Consider the following 14,859-nt stretch of genomic DNA (forward strand, 5'->3'; position numbering starts at 1 on the left):
CCTGCTTCTGGTGGGTGCCGACCGTTGGTCGGCACTCCTCCGCCTCCGGTAGGTGCCCACCTTGGTGGGCACACCGGCAAAAAACTTCGAGAGATCACTGCAATGACCAAGCAAATCCAGGACGCCTACATCGTCGCCGCCACCCGTACCCCGGTTGGCAAGGCGCCCAAGGGCATGTTCCGCAACACCCGCCCCGACGACATGCTTGCGCACGTGCTGCGCAGCGTCGTGGCCCAGGCCCCGGGCGTGGACGTCAACCGTATCGATGACGCGATCATCGGCTGCGCGATGCCGGAAGCCGAGCAGGGCATGAACGTGGCGCGCATCGGCGTGCTGTTGGCTGGCCTGCCGAATACCATTGCCGCGCAGACCGTGAACCGCTTCTGTTCCTCGGGCCTGCAGGCCGTGGCGCAGGCCGCCGACGCGATCCGCCTGGGCAACGCCGACCTGATGCTGGCCGGCGGCACCGAGTCGATGTCGATGGTGCCGATGATGGGCAACAAGATTGCGATGGCGCCGAGTGTGTTCGACAACGATCACGTCGCCATCGCCTACGGCATGGGCATCACCGCCGAGAAGGTCGCCGAGGAGTGGAAGGTCTCGCGCGAAGACCAGGACGCCTTCGCCCTCGCCTCGCACCAGAAGGCCATGGCCGCGATCCAGAACGGCGATTTCAAGGACGAGATCAGCCCGTACGAGATCGTCTCGCACCTGCCGGACCTGGCCGACGGCAAGCGCATCATCACCCGCAACAAGGTGGCCGACACCGACGAAGGCCCGCGCCCGGACTCGTCCGCTGAAGGCCTGGCCAAGCTGCGCCCGGTGTTCCGCAACGGCCAGTTCGGCGGCACCGTCACCGCCGGCAACTCGTCGCAGATGAGCGACGGCGCCGGTGCCGTGCTGCTGGCCTCGGAGCAGGCGATCAAGGATTACGGGCTGACCCCGCTGGCGCGTTTCGTCAGCTTCTCGGTGGCCGGCGTGCGTCCGGAAGTGATGGGCATCGGCCCGATCGCGGCGATCCCGAAGGCACTGAAGCAGGCCGGCCTGACCCAGGACCAGCTGGACTGGATCGAGCTCAACGAAGCCTTCGCTGCGCAGTCGCTGGCGGTGATCCGCGATTGCGGCCTGGACCCGAGCAAGGTCAACCCGCTGGGCGGCGCGATCGCCCTGGGTCACCCGCTGGGTGCGACCGGCGCGATCCGTACCGCCACCCTGCTGCACGGCCTGCGTCGTCGCCAGCAGAAGTACGGCATGGTGACCATGTGCATCGGCACCGGCATGGGCGCAGCGGGTATTTTCGAGGCGCTGTAAGGTTCAAAGCGTTGCCTCGTTGGGCTTCATGGCGTGGACTGGGTTGGCAGGGCTGCCCGGGACACGCCGTGAACCCATCCATGGGGGCTCGATGGCGCCATCCATGGCGCCAACGGTCCCAGGCAGCCCTGCCAACCCGGCCCCCTTCCAGCCTCCCTGCGGCGGAGGGATGAGCAAAGGCAGTAGATCCACGCCATGCGTGGATGCTTTCGGCCTAGGGGTCACAGCCCTTTGCTGCGCAAAGGGATCCGACCCCAACCCACAGAAAAGGCAGCCAATGGCTGCCTTTTTTGCTTTTGCTTCTGCCCTTGATTCCGCCCTTCCTGCCCCCGCCTCCCCAGGTGTACAGGGAGGCGCAGCACGGAGGGCTTGATAAACCTTACTCCGCCAGCATCGCCGCCAGCTTCTCCCGCGCCGGGCCGGCCAGCTTCGGGTTGTCCAGCGCGAAACGGATCGTTGCTTCCACCAGCCCCAGGTGCGTGCCGCAGTCAAAGCGGGTGCCCTCGAAGCGATAGGCATCCACCTCTTCGATCTTCAACAGCTCGGCGATCGCATCGGTCAGCTGGATCTCACCACCGGCGCCGCTGCCGGTCTGCTCCAGCAGTTCGAAGATCTTCGGGCTCAGCACGTAACGGCCGACCACCGCCAGATCGCTCGGCGCGTCCTCCGGCTTCGGCTTCTCCACGATCTGCGAGATACGGCCCTTGCGACCGTCGAACGCCTCGGTGGCGACGATGCCGTAGCTGGCCGTCTTTTCATGCGGAACGTCTTCGACCGCGATCACGCTGGCGCCACTGGCCTCGTTGAGGTCGGCCATCTGCTTGAGCGCACCGGCACCCCGGTTCCAGATCAGGTCGTCGGGCAGCAGCACCGCAAACGGCTCGTCGCCGATCACGGCCTTGGCACACAGTACGGCATGGCCCAGACCCAAGGCCTCGGCCTGGGTCACGAAGATCGCGCGCACGCCCTCGGGCAGCACGTGGCGGATCAGCTCCAGCTGTTCCTGCTTGCCGGCGCGCTCGAGCTTCTGTTCCAGCTCGTAGGCCTTGTCGAAATAGTCGGCCACCGCATGCTTGTAGCGATTGGTGATGAACACCAGCGTGTCGCAGCCGGCTTCGATGGCTTCATCCACGGCGTACTGGATCAGCGGTCGATCAATGATCGGCAGCATCTCCTTCGGCACAGTCTTGGTTGCTGGCAAAAAACGCGTCCCCAGCCCTGCCACCGGGAAAACTGCTTTGCGAATTCGCTTGCTCATTGGTGCCTGTTGGCCTCACGTGCCGGAAAACGCACGACTTTAGCGGATGAAATGTAAGCGTCTTGTTCGATTGGCGAGAACTCCGGCATCGTCGCAAACAGGATTTCCTGGATGCTGGCGGTGTCGTAGATGGCAATCGCTTCGCGCAGGCGCGGAACATTGCCCAGCACCAGGTCGCGCGAGAAGGTGCGCACGCCGGCCTCGAGGATCTTCGGGTGCGCGGTCGAGCGGTAATCCTCGTCCGAGTAGAACAATGTTTCGTGCAGCTTCTCGCCCGGGCGCAGGCCGGTATAGATGATCTGGATGTCCTTGTACGGCTGCTTGCCGGCCAGGCGGATCATCTGTTCGGCCAGTACGCGGATCGGCACCGGCTCGCCCATGTCGAGGGTGTAGATCGCTCCGTGCGATCCCGACGCGGCCGCCTGCAGGATCAGCTGGCAGGCCTCCGGAATCGTCATGAAGTAACGGGTAACCTCCGGGTCGGTCACCGTGATCGGCCCACCGCGCAGGATCTGCTCGCGGAACAGGGGCACCACGCTGCCGGCCGAGGCCAGCACATTGCCGAAGCGCACCGTCACGAAGCGGGTATGCGAGGACTTCTGGTCCAGGCTCTGGCAGATCATTTCGGCGTAGCGCTTGCTCGCGCCCAGCGCGTTGACCGGGTCGACCGCCTTGTCGGTGGAAATGAACACGAAATGCTCCACACGTGCTTCCAGGCAGGCGCGGGCCACATTCTCGGTCGCCAGGATGTTGTTGCGCACCGCTTCGCGCAGCTGCCGCTCCAGCACCGGCACATGCTTGTAGGCCGCAGCATGGAAGGCGGTATCCACGGGGTGCAGCGACAGCGCATGACGGATCACCGCCGGGTCACCGCAATCGCCGAGCACCGCTTCGATCTCGACATCCGGGAAGCTGCGGCGCAGCTCACCCTCGATGGTCAGCAGCAGCAGTTCACTGATCTCCAGCAGGACGATGCGGCCGGCGCCGTGACGCGCGCACTGGCGGCACAGCTCCGAGCCGATCGAACCGCCAGCGCCGGTGACCATCACGGTACGCCCGCCCAGCCAGCCCCGGATCAGGTTCCAGTCCGGCATGATCGGCTTGCGACCCAGAAGATCCTCGATCGCCACTTCCTTCAGCTGTCCCGGCAGCGACTGTCCCTGCAGGATGTCGCTGAGCTTGGGCACGGTCCGGAACGGCACCCCGGTGCTTTCGCAGATCGCGACCACGCGCTGCATGCCGGCGGCATCCAGCGAGGGAATGGCGATCACCAGCAGCTTGGCCGCCGTCTCGCGGACCACCGTCGGCGCGTCGTCCAGCGTGCCGAGGATCGGCAGGCCCTGCAGCTTGGCGCCGCGCAGGTGGGGCGCATCGTCAAGCAGGCCGACCGGCTCGAAATTGCCGGAGCGGCGCAGGTCGCGCACCAGGGTCTCGGCCGCCTGGCCAGCGCCAAGGATCAGCACGCGGCGCGCGCTCGAATCGGACTGCAGCGACTGATAGTCCTTCCACGCCCGGTACAGCAGGCGCGGTGCGCCCAGCAGCGCCGACAGCGCGAACGGATAGATCACCAGTACCGACATCGGCACGCCATCGAAGCGCTTCCACATCAGCACCAGGACGATGGCGACCATGCCGATGAAGCTGGCCTTGAAGATGTTCAACAGGTCGCTGACGCTGGCAAATCGCCACAGGCCGCGGTACAGGCCCACGCGCCAGAACACCAGGCCCTGCAGCAGCAGCACCAGCGTGGTGTCGACGTTCCACAGGGGCAGCGCCGGGGCGTTGGGCAGGATCGAGTAACGCCCTGCATGGAGCAACTGCCAGCATGCCCAGACCATGAACAGGTCGTGGCAGACGATGGCCGAACGCGGCATCAGGCCGAGGATTCTGTCCCGCCAGGGTGAAGCCATAATTCAGGTAGTCCCTTGTCGGTGGCGCATTCCATTGCGCAGGAGGAGCCAGAGGACGCTCAGCGCAATGAACCACGCGATCGCCACGACAGCCTCCCACCTCGGCTGCAAATTGGAGCAGACATTGAACACTGTAATACTGAACAGGCCCAAAGCAAAGTACATCCCTGTCACCTGGGGGTGACTGGCTCCTGCCTGCACCGCGCGCTGGTAGACGTGCTGGGTATGGGGTTCCATCCAGCGTTGTCCGGAAATGATGCGCGCCAGCAGCGTGAAGCCCGCGTCCACAAGGAACGGCGAGATCGGCACCAGCAGCAGGATCCAGTTGATGTCGGTACGCACGCTGGCGAGCGCCAGCACTGCCGCGACCGCATAGCCCAGCGCGCCACTTCCGACATCACCCATGAAAATCCGGGCCCGGGGGAAGTTGAACGGCAGGAAGCCGAGGCAGGCCAGGCCGAGCGCCACGGCGGCCAGCGAGTACGGCCAGGGCAGCACGGGCGCCAGGCCCAGCATGGCCACAACCGCCTGGCTGGCGGCGATGCCGTTGATGCCGTCCATGAAGTTCCAGATGTTGATCAGCGAGGCAGTGAACACCAGTACCAGCGCCGCCAGCAGCCAGCTGCCGCCGTTCACCTTGACCAGGCCGGCCAGCAGCGCGGCAGCAATGAAATGTACCAGCAGGCGGCGCATGGCTGGCAGGGGCTTGTGGTCGTCCCACCAACCGATGCCGGCCACCAGCACCAGGCCGAGACTGGCCACCAGCAGGCTCGGCGTCGCCTCGGGCCAAGCCCAGATCGCTACGCCCGCAGTCACCAGCAAGCTGATGACGATGGCAATGCCGCCTCCGCGCGGCGTCGCGACACTATGGCTGCGGCGCTCGCCAGGCTGGTCCATCAACTGCTGGCGCAGCGCATAGCCACGCGCCGCCCAGGTCAGCACCGCACTCAACAGGGCGAGCCCGAGCAGCGCGCCCATCACAAGCCAGGGCATGGATCAGAGCACCGCGTAATTCAGCAGCGGCTTGACCGTACCCCACTCCTTGCAGCTCGGGCACTGCCAGTGATGGGTGCGCGCGCCGAAACCGCAGCGGGTGCAGCGATAGGCCGGGTTGCGGACCAGCAGCTGGTCGGTGATGTGCTTGAGATCGTGCAGCGTGGCGGTGGAGTCGGCACCGTCGGCCAGGGTCAGGTCGATCAGCGCCGATTCGCCACGTACCGACGGGCGGTCCTTGAGCTGGCGGCCGAGGTAGGCACGGGCCGGCGCCACGCCTTCCTGCTCTTCCATCAGGCGGGTCAGCGCCAGCACCGGGGCGATGCCGCGGTAATGCTCGGTCATCTCCGACAGGAAGGCGCGCGCGCCCGCCAGGTCACCGACCTTGCGGTAGTTCTGCATCAGCGCCGGCAGCAGCTCCGGCAGGTATTCGGGGTCGTTGCGCGCAGCGCGCTCGAAGGCCCGCACCGCAGCCTCCGGATTGCCGGCGTCGGTTTCCAGGCGGCCCTCGATGATGCCGGCACGCACCGACATCGCGTCGGCCTGGTAGGCCCGCGCGATCGCTGCCCTCGCCTCTTCCAGCTTGCCGGCACCACGGAAGCGCTCGGCCAGTTCGCATTCGAACTGCCCGATCAGCTTGCCCATCGGCTCGCCGGTGACGTCCTCGAAACGGGTGGCGTTGTCGATCGCCTTTTCCCAGTCACGCTCGGCCTGGTAGATGCCGATCAGGTGCTTGAGCGCCTGCGGAGCGCGCTGGTCCAGCTGCGCCAGCTCGGTAAACACCGTCTCGGCACGATCCAGCAGCCCGGACTTCATGTAGTCCTCGCCCAGTGCCAGCAGGGCCTGCACACGCTGTGCGTCACTCAGGTCATGGCGGTTGACCAGGCCCTGGTGCAGGCGGATGGCGCGGTCGACTTCGCCACGGCGGCGGAACAGGTGGCCCAGCGCGACCTGGGTCTCGAAGGTCTCCTTGTCCAGCTCGGCGATGTGCAGGAACAGCTCGATGGCCTTGTCCGGCTGCTCGTTGAGCAGGTAGTTCAGGCCGCGGAAGTAGGTGCTCGACAGGCGGCTGACCTGGCTGTCACCGTGGCGTTGACCGCCACGTCGTCCGATCACCCACCCGGCCAATGCGGCCAGTGGAACGAACAGGAAGAACCAGAACCACTCGGTGACGAATTCCATCTTCGATCAACGTCCATCAACAGATTGGGAGGAAGCAACCGGTGCCGGCGGGGCGACAGCGGACTTGTTGGCGCGGCGCAGCTGGCCGTAGAGCGGAATGACCACGCTCACCAGCACCAGGCCGGCACCGACCACGACACCCACCAGCAGCGCGGCGATCAGCGCCACGCCCACCGAGGTGTGCAGTTGGGTGAACAACAGGTTGATCGACATCGCGGTCATGTTGACCGCACCGATGATCAATCCAAGAATCAGCACCGCCAGCAGGACCAGCAGACGAAAAACCTTCATGCGACAGCTCCAGTGGCAGGAGTCCGTAGCTTATCCGACTCGCGGCTGGATTCGCACGCGGTGGCGCGACGGAAGGCTCAGGCCGGATCGGCGTCCAGCGGCAGCACACTGCTGACCCGCTCGCGCAGTTCCTTGCCCGGCTTGAAATGAGGGACATACTTGCCCGGCAGGGCAACCGATTCGCCGGTCTTCGGGTTGCGACCCAGGCGCGGCGGACGATAGTGCAGCGAGAAGCTGCCGAAACCACGGATTTCGATGCGATCGCCGGCGGACAACGATCCGCCCATCATTTCCAGCAACGACTTGACCGCCAGATCGACATCATCGGCCTTCAGGTGCGCCTGACGGCGCGCAAGGATTTCGATCAGTTCGGATTTGGTCATTACCGGCTCACATCAGGGGCATCTCAGCCTGAAACGGCCCGGGCAATGCCCGGGCCGTCCAGGAAACAACGAACAGCGTAAGGCCGATTACTCGGACTTGTTGCCGTTCAGCTGTGCACGCAGCAGCGCGCCCAGCTGGGTGGTGCCGCTGGAAGCCGAAGAGGACTGGTATTCCTCCAGCACTTCGCGCATTTCCGCGTCGTCCTTGGCCTTGATCGACAGCTGCAGGGTACGGCCCTTGCGGTCCATGCCCACGAACTTGGCTTCGACCTTGTCGCCGACCTTCAGGTGCTGGGTGGCGTCGTCAACGCGCTCGTTGGCGATGTCGCGGGCCGAGACGTAACCTTCGATGCCGTCAGCCAGCTCGATGATCGCGCCCTTGGCGTCGACTTCCTTCACCACGCCTTCAACCTTGGAGCCCTTCGGATTGGCCGCCATGTACTGGCCGAACGGATCCTGCTCCAGCTGCTTCACGCCCAGGGAGATGCGCTCGCGCTCCGGGTCGACGGCCAGGACGACTGCGTCCAGGGTATCGCCCTTCTTGAAGTTGCGAACGACGTCTTCGCCGGTGGTGTTCCAGCTGATGTCGGACAGGTGCACCAGACCGTCGATGCCGCCGTCCAGGCCGATGAAGATGCCGAAGTCGGTGATCGACTTGATCTGGCCCGACACCTTGTCACCCTTCTTGTGGGTGGCAGCGAAGGTTTCCCACGGATTGGCGGCAACCTGCTTCATGCCCAGCGAGATGCGGCGACGCTCCTCGTCGACGTCCAGGACCATGACTTCAACTTCGTCACCGACCTGCACAACCTTGGACGGGTTGACGTTCTTGTTGGTCCAATCCATCTCGGACACGTGCACCAGGCCTTCGACGCCCGGCTCGATCTCGACGAACGCGCCGTAATCGGTGACGTTGGAGACCTTGCCGAAGACGCGGCTGTTGGCCGGGTAACGACGGGCGATGTTATCCCACGGATCTTCGCCCAGCTGCTTCAGGCCCAGCGAAACGCGGTTGCGCTCGCGGTCGAACTTCAGCACGCGCACGTCCAGCTCGTCGCCGACGTTCACGACTTCGGACGGATGGCGCACGCGCTTCCATGCCATGTCGGTGATGTGCAGCAGGCCGTCGATACCGCCCAGGTCCACGAACGCGCCGTAGTCGGTCAGGTTCTTGACGACACCCTTCAGGATCGCGCCTTCCTGCAGCTTGTCCATCAGCTGCTCGCGCTCTTCCGAGTGCTCGCTTTCGACGACAGCGCGGCGCGAGACCACGACGTTGTTACGCTTGCGGTCCAGCTTGATGAGCTTGAATTCCAGCTCCTTGCCTTCCAGGTAGGCCGGATCGCGCACCGGGCGCACATCGACCAGGGAACCCGGCAGGAAGGCGCGGACATCCTTGATGTCCACGGTGAAACCACCCTTGACCTTGCCGCTGATGCGGCCGGTGATGGTTTCGTTCTTTTCCAACGCTTCTTCCAGCTCGTCCCACACCATCGCGCGCTTGGCCTTCTCGCGCGACAGGACGGTTTCGCCGAAGCCGTTCTCGATCGAGTCGAGGGCAACCTTGACGATGTCGCCTTCGGCGACGTCGATTTCGCCAGCGTCGTTACGGAACTGTTCGATCGGCACGATGCCTTCGGACTTCAGGCCAGCGTTGATCACCACGACGTCGCCGCGGACTTCAACAACGGTACCGCTGACGATGGCGCCCGGCTTCAGCTTGGCCAGGTTGGCCTGGCTGGCTTCAAACAGTTCGGCAAATGATTCGGTCATTAGATTTACTCTGTTGGACACATGGGTCGGTGGCGTCCCCTTCAGGGGAATGGCGACCGCCCGCCTGTTGGTCGACCCCGGAAACGCAGGTCGTGTGTAGTAGGAAAACCGCCACGCATCATTGCGCGACGGAGCTGGTACAGCATTGCTTTTCGCGACCACCGCCGATACTGCTGGCAGTGCTCCCGCGCGAACGGATCAGGCAGCCGGAACCGGAAGCAGATCCATCACTCTGGCAACGACATCTACGATGCCGATGCCTGTGGTGTCGATGAGGACAGCATCGTCTGCCGGCTTCAGGGGCGCCACGGTACGCTGAGCATCACGGGCGTCGCGGGCCATGATCTCGCGCAGGAGGTCATCAAAGCTAACAGAAACCCCCTTGTCTTTCAACTGCTTATGCCGGCGCTCGGCACGCTCCTCGGCACTGGCGGTCAGGAAGACCTTGTATGGGGCGTCGGCGAAGATCACCGTACCCATGTCGCGGCCGTCGGCAACCAGGCCCGGCAGCTCCCTGAATGCGCGCTGGCGTTCCTTCAGGGCAGCCCGGACCTCGGGAATGGCGGCGATGGCCGAGGCCAGCGCACCCGTGGTCTCCAGGCGCAGCTCATCGGTGGCATCGGTGCCGTTGACCAGGACCCGCATCGCCTCGCCCTGCTCGACAAACTGAACGTGGGTATCGAAGGTGCAGCGCACCAGCGCCGACGCGTCGGACGTGTCAATGTCGGCCCAGCTGGCAGCCACGCCCACCGCCCGGTACAGCGCGCCCGAATCCAGGTAATGCCAGCCCATCCGGCGCGCGACGATGCGGCTGATGGTACCCTTGCCGGCCCCGGATGGGCCGTCGATGGTCAGGACGGGAGCGAGTGGATTCATGGGGGTCCCAGAGCGTGTGAAGAGGCCATTCTAGCCCCTGCCAGACGCCCCCAGCGGGATCTTTTGTGCAACCACTTGAAACCACGAGGAAAAGCCCGGTAGAATGGCGGGCTTGAACGAGCGTCAACTGCCGATTGTCTTTCGCATATCGCGGCCACGCTCCACCCGAACAACTACTGTTTACGCCGAGGTATGCCATGAAAGTCCTGTCCTCCCTGAAGTCGGCGAAGGCCCGTCACCGTGACTGCAAGGTCGTGCGTCGTCGTGGCAAGATCTTCGTCATCTGCAAGTCGAACCCGCGTTTCAAGGCGCGTCAGCGCTAAGCCTCACCAGCCCTCGCGGCTGAGGCTGGCCCTACGCGGGGCCGACCCGATGCAAGAAACCGCCTTCGGGCGGTTTTTTGTTTATGCGGCTTTTTCCTGTCGTTTTTGCTGTAATCGCCTTTCTTGACCACTGGGGAGTAGATCGAGATGAAGCGTTACCTGTCCGTCCTGGCCGTGATGGCCGCCCTGGCCGCCGCCACGCCGGCGCTGGCCGATACCCTGCTTGTCGACCGTGCCCGCGAGAAGCCGGCCGGTGCCCTGCCCGTTCGCGGCCAGAGCATGCAGCAGGTGCAGGCGCAGTTCGGCGCGCCCAACGAGCAGCTGCAGCCGCGTGGCGGCCAGAAGCGCCAATGGCCGACCATCAACCGCTGGGTGTACCCGCAGTTCACCGTCTACTTCGAAAAGCAGAAGGTGATCAACGTGGTGGCCAACCAGGCGGACCCGAACGAAATCGGCCCGAAACCGCCGATCCGTTGATCCCTTTACCCGCCGTGGGCGGGCCTGTGTAGCGAGACCATGAACCAGACCCTTCGTTTTCCTGCCGAGTGGGAAGCCCAGAGCGGCGTCCTGATTGCCTGGCCGACCGCCGACACCGACTGGGCCGACCGCCTGGGCCAGGTGGAAGAGACCTACATCGCGCTGGTCGCGGCCATCACCCGCTTCCAGCCGGTGCTGATCTGCGTGGCCGATGACGACGTGGAGACCTATGCCGAAATGCGGCTGCGCTCCAACCGCATCGACATGGACAAGGTCCACTTCACCACGGCCGCCTACGACGATACCTGGCTGCGCGACTCCGGCCCGATCACACTGCGCCGCGCCGATGGCAGCTTCCAGCTGCTGGATTTCCGCTTCACCGGTTGGGGCGGCAAGTTCGACGCCACCCTCGATGACCAGCTGGTCGGCGTGCTCGACCAGGCCGGCGTGTTCAACGACGCGGCGGTGCGCAGCATCCCGTTCGCGCTGGAAGGCGGCGGCATCGAGACCGACGGTGAAGGCACCCTGCTGACCACCTGGAAGTGCCTGCACGAGCGCCACCCGGACCGTGACCGCGCCAGCCTGAGTGCCGACCTGGCCGACTGGCTGCAGCAGGACCGCGTGCTGTGGCTGGACCATGGCTATCTGGAAGGCGACGACACCGACGCCCACATCGATACCCTTGCCCGCTTCGCCTCGGCCGACAGCATCGTCTACCAGGCCTGCGACGACGAAAGCGATTCGCACTACGCCGAGCTGCAGGCGATGGGCGCCGAGCTGGCGGCTCTGCGCACGCGTGACGGCCAGCCGTACCGGCTGTTCCCGCTGCCGTGGGCACAGCCGGTGATCGACGAAGGCCGCCGCCTGGCCGCGTCGTACGCCAACTACCTGATCGTCAATGGTGCGGTGCTGATGCCGGCCTACGGTGATCCGGCCGATGACCTCGCCCGCGATGTGCTGGCGCAGGCCCACCCGGGCCGCGAGATCGTGCAGGTGCCCTGCCGCTCGCTGATCTGGCAGAACGGCAGCCTGCACTGCATCACCATGCAGTTGCCGGCGGGGCTGTTGAAGGCGTAACGGTAGTGCCGGCCGCTGGCCGGCAATCCTGCAATGCCTGATGGATCCACGGGATTGCCGGCCAGCGGCCGGCACTACCCGCTGCGCCATTCAGCGCACGACACGCCGTCGCGCCACATCCGCGCTAACATGCAGGTTTTCCCCCGCAGGAACGCCCCGCATGAACTCGCGCAGCCCCCTTACCGTCGCCCTGATCCAGGAGCGCAACCACGGTGATGCCGCCGCCAACCTGGCGGTGATCGAAGCACGCGTGGCCGAGGCGGCGGCACAGGGTGCCAAGCTGGTGCTGCTGCAGGAACTGCACAACGGTCCGTACTTCTGTCAGCACGAGTCGGTCGACGAGTTCGACCTGGCCGAGCCGATTCCGGGCCCGAGCACCGAACGCCTGGGCGCGCTGGCGAAGAAGCATGGCGTGGTGCTGGTCGGCTCGCTGTTCGAGCGCCGGGCCGCTGGTCTGTACCACAACACCGCGGTGGTGTTCGAGAAGGACGGCACCCTGCTCGGCAAGTACCGCAAGATGCACATTCCGGACGATCCGGGCTTCTACGAGAAGTTCTACTTCACCCCGGGCGACATCGGCTTCACGCCGATCGACACCTCGGTGGGCCGCCTTGGCGTGCTGGTGTGCTGGGACCAGTGGTACCCGGAAGCGGCGCGCCTGATGGCGCTGGCCGGTGCCGAACTGCTGCTCTACCCGACCGCGATCGGCTGGGACCCGGATGACGTGCAGGACGAGAAGACCCGCCAGCGCGACGCCTGGGTGCTGAGCCACCGCGGCCATGCCGTGGCCAACGGCCTGCCGGTGCTGAGCTGCAACCGTGTCGGCCACGAAGCCTCGCCGCTGGGCGCGTCGGGCATCCAGTTCTGGGGCAACAGCCACGTGCTGGGCCCGCAGGGCGAGTTCCTGGCCGAAGCCGGCACCGACGCCACCGTGTTGCTGTGCGACGTCGACCTGCAGCGCAGCGAGCATGTGCGCCGGATCTGGCCGTTCCTTCGTGATCGCCGCATCGATGCGTACGGCGACCTGCTCAAGCGCTACATCGACTGAGCCGGAGCCCACGCATGGCCGTCCTCATCCGTGATGTCGGCCCGGCCGACATCGCCGCGATCACCGCGATCTACGCGGTGGAAGTGACCGACTTCGTCAACACCTACGAGTACGACATCCCGGACCCGGCCGAGATGCTGCGCCGCATGCGCGACATCATCGATCGTGGCTTCCCCTACCTGGTCGCCGAGATCGACGGCCAGGTGGCCGGCTATGCGTATGCCAACACCTACCGTACCCGCGTCGCCTACCAGTGGACCGTTGAAAATTCGGTCTACGTCGATGCCCGCTTCCAGGGCAAGGGCGTCGGTACCGGCCTGCTGCAGGCGTTGATCGATGCCTGCGTGGCGCGCGGCTTCCGGCAGATGGTGGCGGTGATCGGTGAACCGACCAACTCCGCCTCGATCAAGCTGCACGAACGATTCGGCTTCGAGCTGGTGGGCGTGTTCCGCGGCCTCGGCCGCAAGCATGGCCGCTGGCTGGATACCGTGCAGATGCAGCGCGCGCTCGGCGATGGCGCCGACACCGCACCTTCCAATGAATGAACCCATGACCGAAACCCTTCCCGAAACCGGCGACGACCTGTTCGCCGGCCAGCCGGTGCGCGTCGTCGAACGCGACGGCGTGCGCTACACCCTGCTGGGCACCGCCCACGTTTCCCGCGCCAGCGTCGAAGCGGTGGAGAAAGCCATCGACAGCGGCCGCTTCGATGCGGTGGCAGTGGAACTGGACCCGCAACGCCTGCAGGCGCTGAGCGACCCGGACACCCTGGCCAAGCTGGATCTGGTCGAAGTGATCCGCAAGGGCCGCGTTGCGTTGTTCGCCGCCAACCTGGCGCTGTCGGCCTATCAACGCCGCCTGGCCGAGCAGCTGGGCATCGAGCCCGGCGCCGAACTGAAGCGCGCCGTGGACCTGGCCCGCGAGCGCGACCTGCCCGTGCATCTGATCGATCGCGAAGTGGGCCTGACCTTCCGACGCGCGTCGCAGCGGCTGGGCTTCTTCGGCAAGCTGAAGCTGGTCGCCGGCCTCGGCGCCGGGCTGTTCTCGTCCGAGGAAGTGGGCGAGAACGAAATCGAGAAGCTCAAGCAGGGCGACATGCTCGAATCGAGCTTCGGCGAGTTCGCCAGCGAGAACCCGGCGTTGTACGAGACCATCATCGGCGAGCGCGACCGCTACATGGCCACGCGCCTGCGCGAAGCACGCGACTCCCAGCAGCGCGAAGTGCTGGCGGTGGTCGGTGCCGGCCACCTGGCCGGGCTGGCGCGCTACCTGGAAACTGACACCGAGGCGCCGGCGCCGCTGCGCGCAGAGCTGGAAGCGGTGCCGAAGAAGCGCAACATCCCGTGGTTCACGCTGGGCATCCTGGCCATCGTGATCACTGGCATCGCGGTCGGCTTCTACCGCGGCGGGCTGGGCGTAGGCACCGAGCTGCTGGCAACCTGGGCGATGTACACCGGCGGACTGGCCGGCATTGGCTGCCTGCTGGCCGGCAGCCATCCGCTGAGCATCCTGACCGCGATGGTGGTGGCCCCGTTCAAGCCGTTCCGCCTGAGCATCCCCACCGGCGCGTTCTCCGCACTGGTCGAAGCGCGCCTGCGCAAGCCGGCCTACGAAGACTTCCTCAAGCTGCGCGACGATGCGCAGACCCTGAAGGGCTGGTACCGCAACCGCGTTACCCGCGTGGTGCTGACCTTCATGCTGACCAACCTGGGCAGCATGCTCGGCCTGTGGCTGACCGCCGGCAAGGTGTGGGGCAAGGTCGCCGGTTGATGGTTCCGCGGGGCATGGCCCCGCGTTACCGGTAGGTGCCAACCTTGGTTGGCACGGTGTTTCCGGTCGCGAAGATCAACAGGGCTTGGCTATGCCTTAGTCCCTGCTCGGGCGACGCCGCGATGCGGTGGTGGGTAGCGCCGGGCCATGCCCGGCGAAAAAAAGGGGGAGGCCGCCCCACTACGAC

The 14,859-nt window shown here is 65.6% G+C and carries 15 protein-coding genes; 7 read left to right on the plus strand and 8 right to left on the minus strand.

Going from position 1 to position 14,859, the window contains the following annotated elements; all coding sequences use genetic code 11:
* Positions 1-102 precede the first annotated feature (102 nt).
* Positions 103-1,311 (plus strand): acetyl-CoA C-acyltransferase, encoded by a 1,209-nt coding sequence (locus tag ABH900_RS03550; protein ID WP_429621324.1) that lies wholly within the window; start codon positions 103-105, stop codon positions 1,309-1,311.
* A 379-nt stretch (positions 1,312-1,690) separates the two neighbouring features.
* Here the strand turns inward: ABH900_RS03550 and galU are convergent, their stop codons facing one another.
* The 8 genes from galU to cmk all read right to left on the minus strand — a co-directional run bounded on the left by galU (position 1,691) and on the right by cmk (position 9,977).
* Positions 1,691-2,569 carry a UTP--glucose-1-phosphate uridylyltransferase GalU gene (galU, locus tag ABH900_RS03555; RefSeq protein ID WP_429621326.1) on the minus strand — a complete coding sequence of 293 codons (879 nt, stop codon included), beginning with the start codon at positions 2,567-2,569 and terminating at the stop codon, positions 1,691-1,693.
* Positions 2,566-4,479 (minus strand): polysaccharide biosynthesis protein, encoded by a 1,914-nt coding sequence (locus ABH900_RS03560; RefSeq protein WP_429621328.1) that lies wholly within the window; start codon positions 4,477-4,479, stop codon positions 2,566-2,568. Before ABH900_RS03560 ends, galU begins: the two co-directional genes overlap by 4 nt.
* A 3-nt stretch (positions 4,480-4,482) precedes the next feature.
* The gene (locus tag ABH900_RS03565; protein ID WP_429621330.1) at positions 4,483-5,472 is read right to left on the minus strand and encodes an MraY family glycosyltransferase; all 990 of its coding nucleotides are present in this window, start codon (positions 5,470-5,472) and stop codon (positions 4,483-4,485) included.
* Between the two features lie 3 nt (positions 5,473-5,475).
* Positions 5,476-6,654 (minus strand): lipopolysaccharide assembly protein LapB, encoded by a 1,179-nt coding sequence (gene lapB / locus ABH900_RS03570; RefSeq protein WP_429621332.1) that lies wholly within the window; start codon positions 6,652-6,654, stop codon positions 5,476-5,478.
* A 6-nt stretch (positions 6,655-6,660) separates the two neighbouring features.
* A complete protein-coding gene (locus ABH900_RS03575; RefSeq protein WP_429621334.1) occupies positions 6,661-6,945 on the minus strand; it encodes a hypothetical protein in 285 nt (94 codons plus the stop codon).
* Positions 6,946-7,022: 77 nt separating this feature from the next.
* The gene (locus ABH900_RS03580) at positions 7,023-7,328 is read right to left on the minus strand and encodes an integration host factor subunit beta (RefSeq protein WP_429621336.1); all 306 of its coding nucleotides are present in this window, start codon (positions 7,326-7,328) and stop codon (positions 7,023-7,025) included.
* An 87-nt stretch (positions 7,329-7,415) separates the two neighbouring features.
* Positions 7,416-9,101 (minus strand): 30S ribosomal protein S1, encoded by a 1,686-nt coding sequence (gene rpsA, locus ABH900_RS03585; RefSeq protein WP_057498113.1) that lies wholly within the window; start codon positions 9,099-9,101, stop codon positions 7,416-7,418.
* A gap of 198 nt (positions 9,102-9,299) precedes the next feature.
* Complete coding sequence (gene cmk / locus ABH900_RS03590) at positions 9,300-9,977, minus strand: (d)CMP kinase (protein ID WP_429621338.1); 678 nt, start codon at positions 9,975-9,977, stop codon at positions 9,300-9,302.
* A 197-nt stretch (positions 9,978-10,174) separates the two neighbouring features.
* Between cmk and ykgO the strand changes: the two genes are divergently transcribed.
* The 6 genes from ykgO (at position 10,175) to ABH900_RS03620 (ending at position 14,672) form a co-directional block, all read left to right on the plus strand.
* The gene (gene ykgO, locus ABH900_RS03595; RefSeq protein WP_005409283.1) at positions 10,175-10,300 is read left to right on the plus strand and encodes a type B 50S ribosomal protein L36; all 126 of its coding nucleotides are present in this window, start codon (positions 10,175-10,177) and stop codon (positions 10,298-10,300) included.
* A 147-nt stretch (positions 10,301-10,447) separates the two neighbouring features.
* Positions 10,448-10,777 carry a hypothetical protein gene (locus tag ABH900_RS03600; RefSeq protein ID WP_429621341.1) on the plus strand — a complete coding sequence of 110 codons (330 nt, stop codon included), beginning with the start codon at positions 10,448-10,450 and terminating at the stop codon, positions 10,775-10,777.
* Between the two features lie 39 nt (positions 10,778-10,816).
* Positions 10,817-11,854, plus strand: a complete 1,038-nt coding sequence (locus tag ABH900_RS03605; protein ID WP_429621343.1) for an agmatine deiminase family protein — start codon at positions 10,817-10,819, stop codon at positions 11,852-11,854.
* A gap of 160 nt (positions 11,855-12,014) precedes the next feature.
* Complete coding sequence (locus tag ABH900_RS03610; protein WP_049442792.1) at positions 12,015-12,902, plus strand: carbon-nitrogen hydrolase; 888 nt, start codon at positions 12,015-12,017, stop codon at positions 12,900-12,902.
* Between the two features lie 14 nt (positions 12,903-12,916).
* The gene (locus tag ABH900_RS03615; protein ID WP_429621345.1) at positions 12,917-13,447 is read left to right on the plus strand and encodes an N-acetyltransferase family protein; all 531 of its coding nucleotides are present in this window, start codon (positions 12,917-12,919) and stop codon (positions 13,445-13,447) included.
* Between the two features lie 4 nt (positions 13,448-13,451).
* Complete coding sequence (locus ABH900_RS03620) at positions 13,452-14,672, plus strand: TraB/GumN family protein (RefSeq protein ID WP_429621346.1); 1,221 nt, start codon at positions 13,452-13,454, stop codon at positions 14,670-14,672.
* The last annotated feature ends 187 nt before the right edge of the window (positions 14,673-14,859 follow it).

This window comes from Stenotrophomonas sp. AN71 (genome assembly GCF_050435725.1).
Classification (GTDB): domain Bacteria; phylum Pseudomonadota; class Gammaproteobacteria; order Xanthomonadales; family Xanthomonadaceae; genus Stenotrophomonas.

Coding starts and splice junctions, on each gene's coding strand:
- cmk (WP_429621338.1), bottom strand. CDS start 9,977: ATGAATCCACTCGCTCCCGTCCTGACCATCGACGGCCCATCCGGGGCC.
- ABH900_RS03600 (WP_429621341.1), top strand. CDS start 10,448: ATGAAGCGTTACCTGTCCGTCCTGGCCGTGATGGCCGCCCTGGCCGCC.
- ABH900_RS03580 (WP_429621336.1), bottom strand. CDS start 7,328: ATGACCAAATCCGAACTGATCGAAATCCTTGCGCGCCGTCAGGCGCAC.
- galU (WP_429621326.1), bottom strand. CDS start 2,569: ATGAGCAAGCGAATTCGCAAAGCAGTTTTCCCGGTGGCAGGGCTGGGG.
- ABH900_RS03560 (WP_429621328.1), bottom strand. CDS start 4,479: ATGGCTTCACCCTGGCGGGACAGAATCCTCGGCCTGATGCCGCGTTCG.
- ABH900_RS03565 (WP_429621330.1), bottom strand. CDS start 5,472: ATGCCCTGGCTTGTGATGGGCGCGCTGCTCGGGCTCGCCCTGTTGAGT.
- ABH900_RS03610 (WP_049442792.1), top strand. CDS start 12,015: ATGAACTCGCGCAGCCCCCTTACCGTCGCCCTGATCCAGGAGCGCAAC.
- ykgO (WP_005409283.1), top strand. CDS start 10,175: ATGAAAGTCCTGTCCTCCCTGAAGTCGGCGAAGGCCCGTCACCGTGAC.
- lapB (WP_429621332.1), bottom strand. CDS start 6,654: ATGGAATTCGTCACCGAGTGGTTCTGGTTCTTCCTGTTCGTTCCACTG.
- ABH900_RS03605 (WP_429621343.1), top strand. CDS start 10,817: ATGAACCAGACCCTTCGTTTTCCTGCCGAGTGGGAAGCCCAGAGCGGC.
- ABH900_RS03615 (WP_429621345.1), top strand. CDS start 12,917: ATGGCCGTCCTCATCCGTGATGTCGGCCCGGCCGACATCGCCGCGATC.
- ABH900_RS03575 (WP_429621334.1), bottom strand. CDS start 6,945: ATGAAGGTTTTTCGTCTGCTGGTCCTGCTGGCGGTGCTGATTCTTGGA.
- ABH900_RS03550 (WP_429621324.1), top strand. CDS start 103: ATGACCAAGCAAATCCAGGACGCCTACATCGTCGCCGCCACCCGTACC.
- ABH900_RS03620 (WP_429621346.1), top strand. CDS start 13,452: ATGACCGAAACCCTTCCCGAAACCGGCGACGACCTGTTCGCCGGCCAG.
- rpsA (WP_057498113.1), bottom strand. CDS start 9,101: ATGACCGAATCATTTGCCGAACTGTTTGAAGCCAGCCAGGCCAACCTG.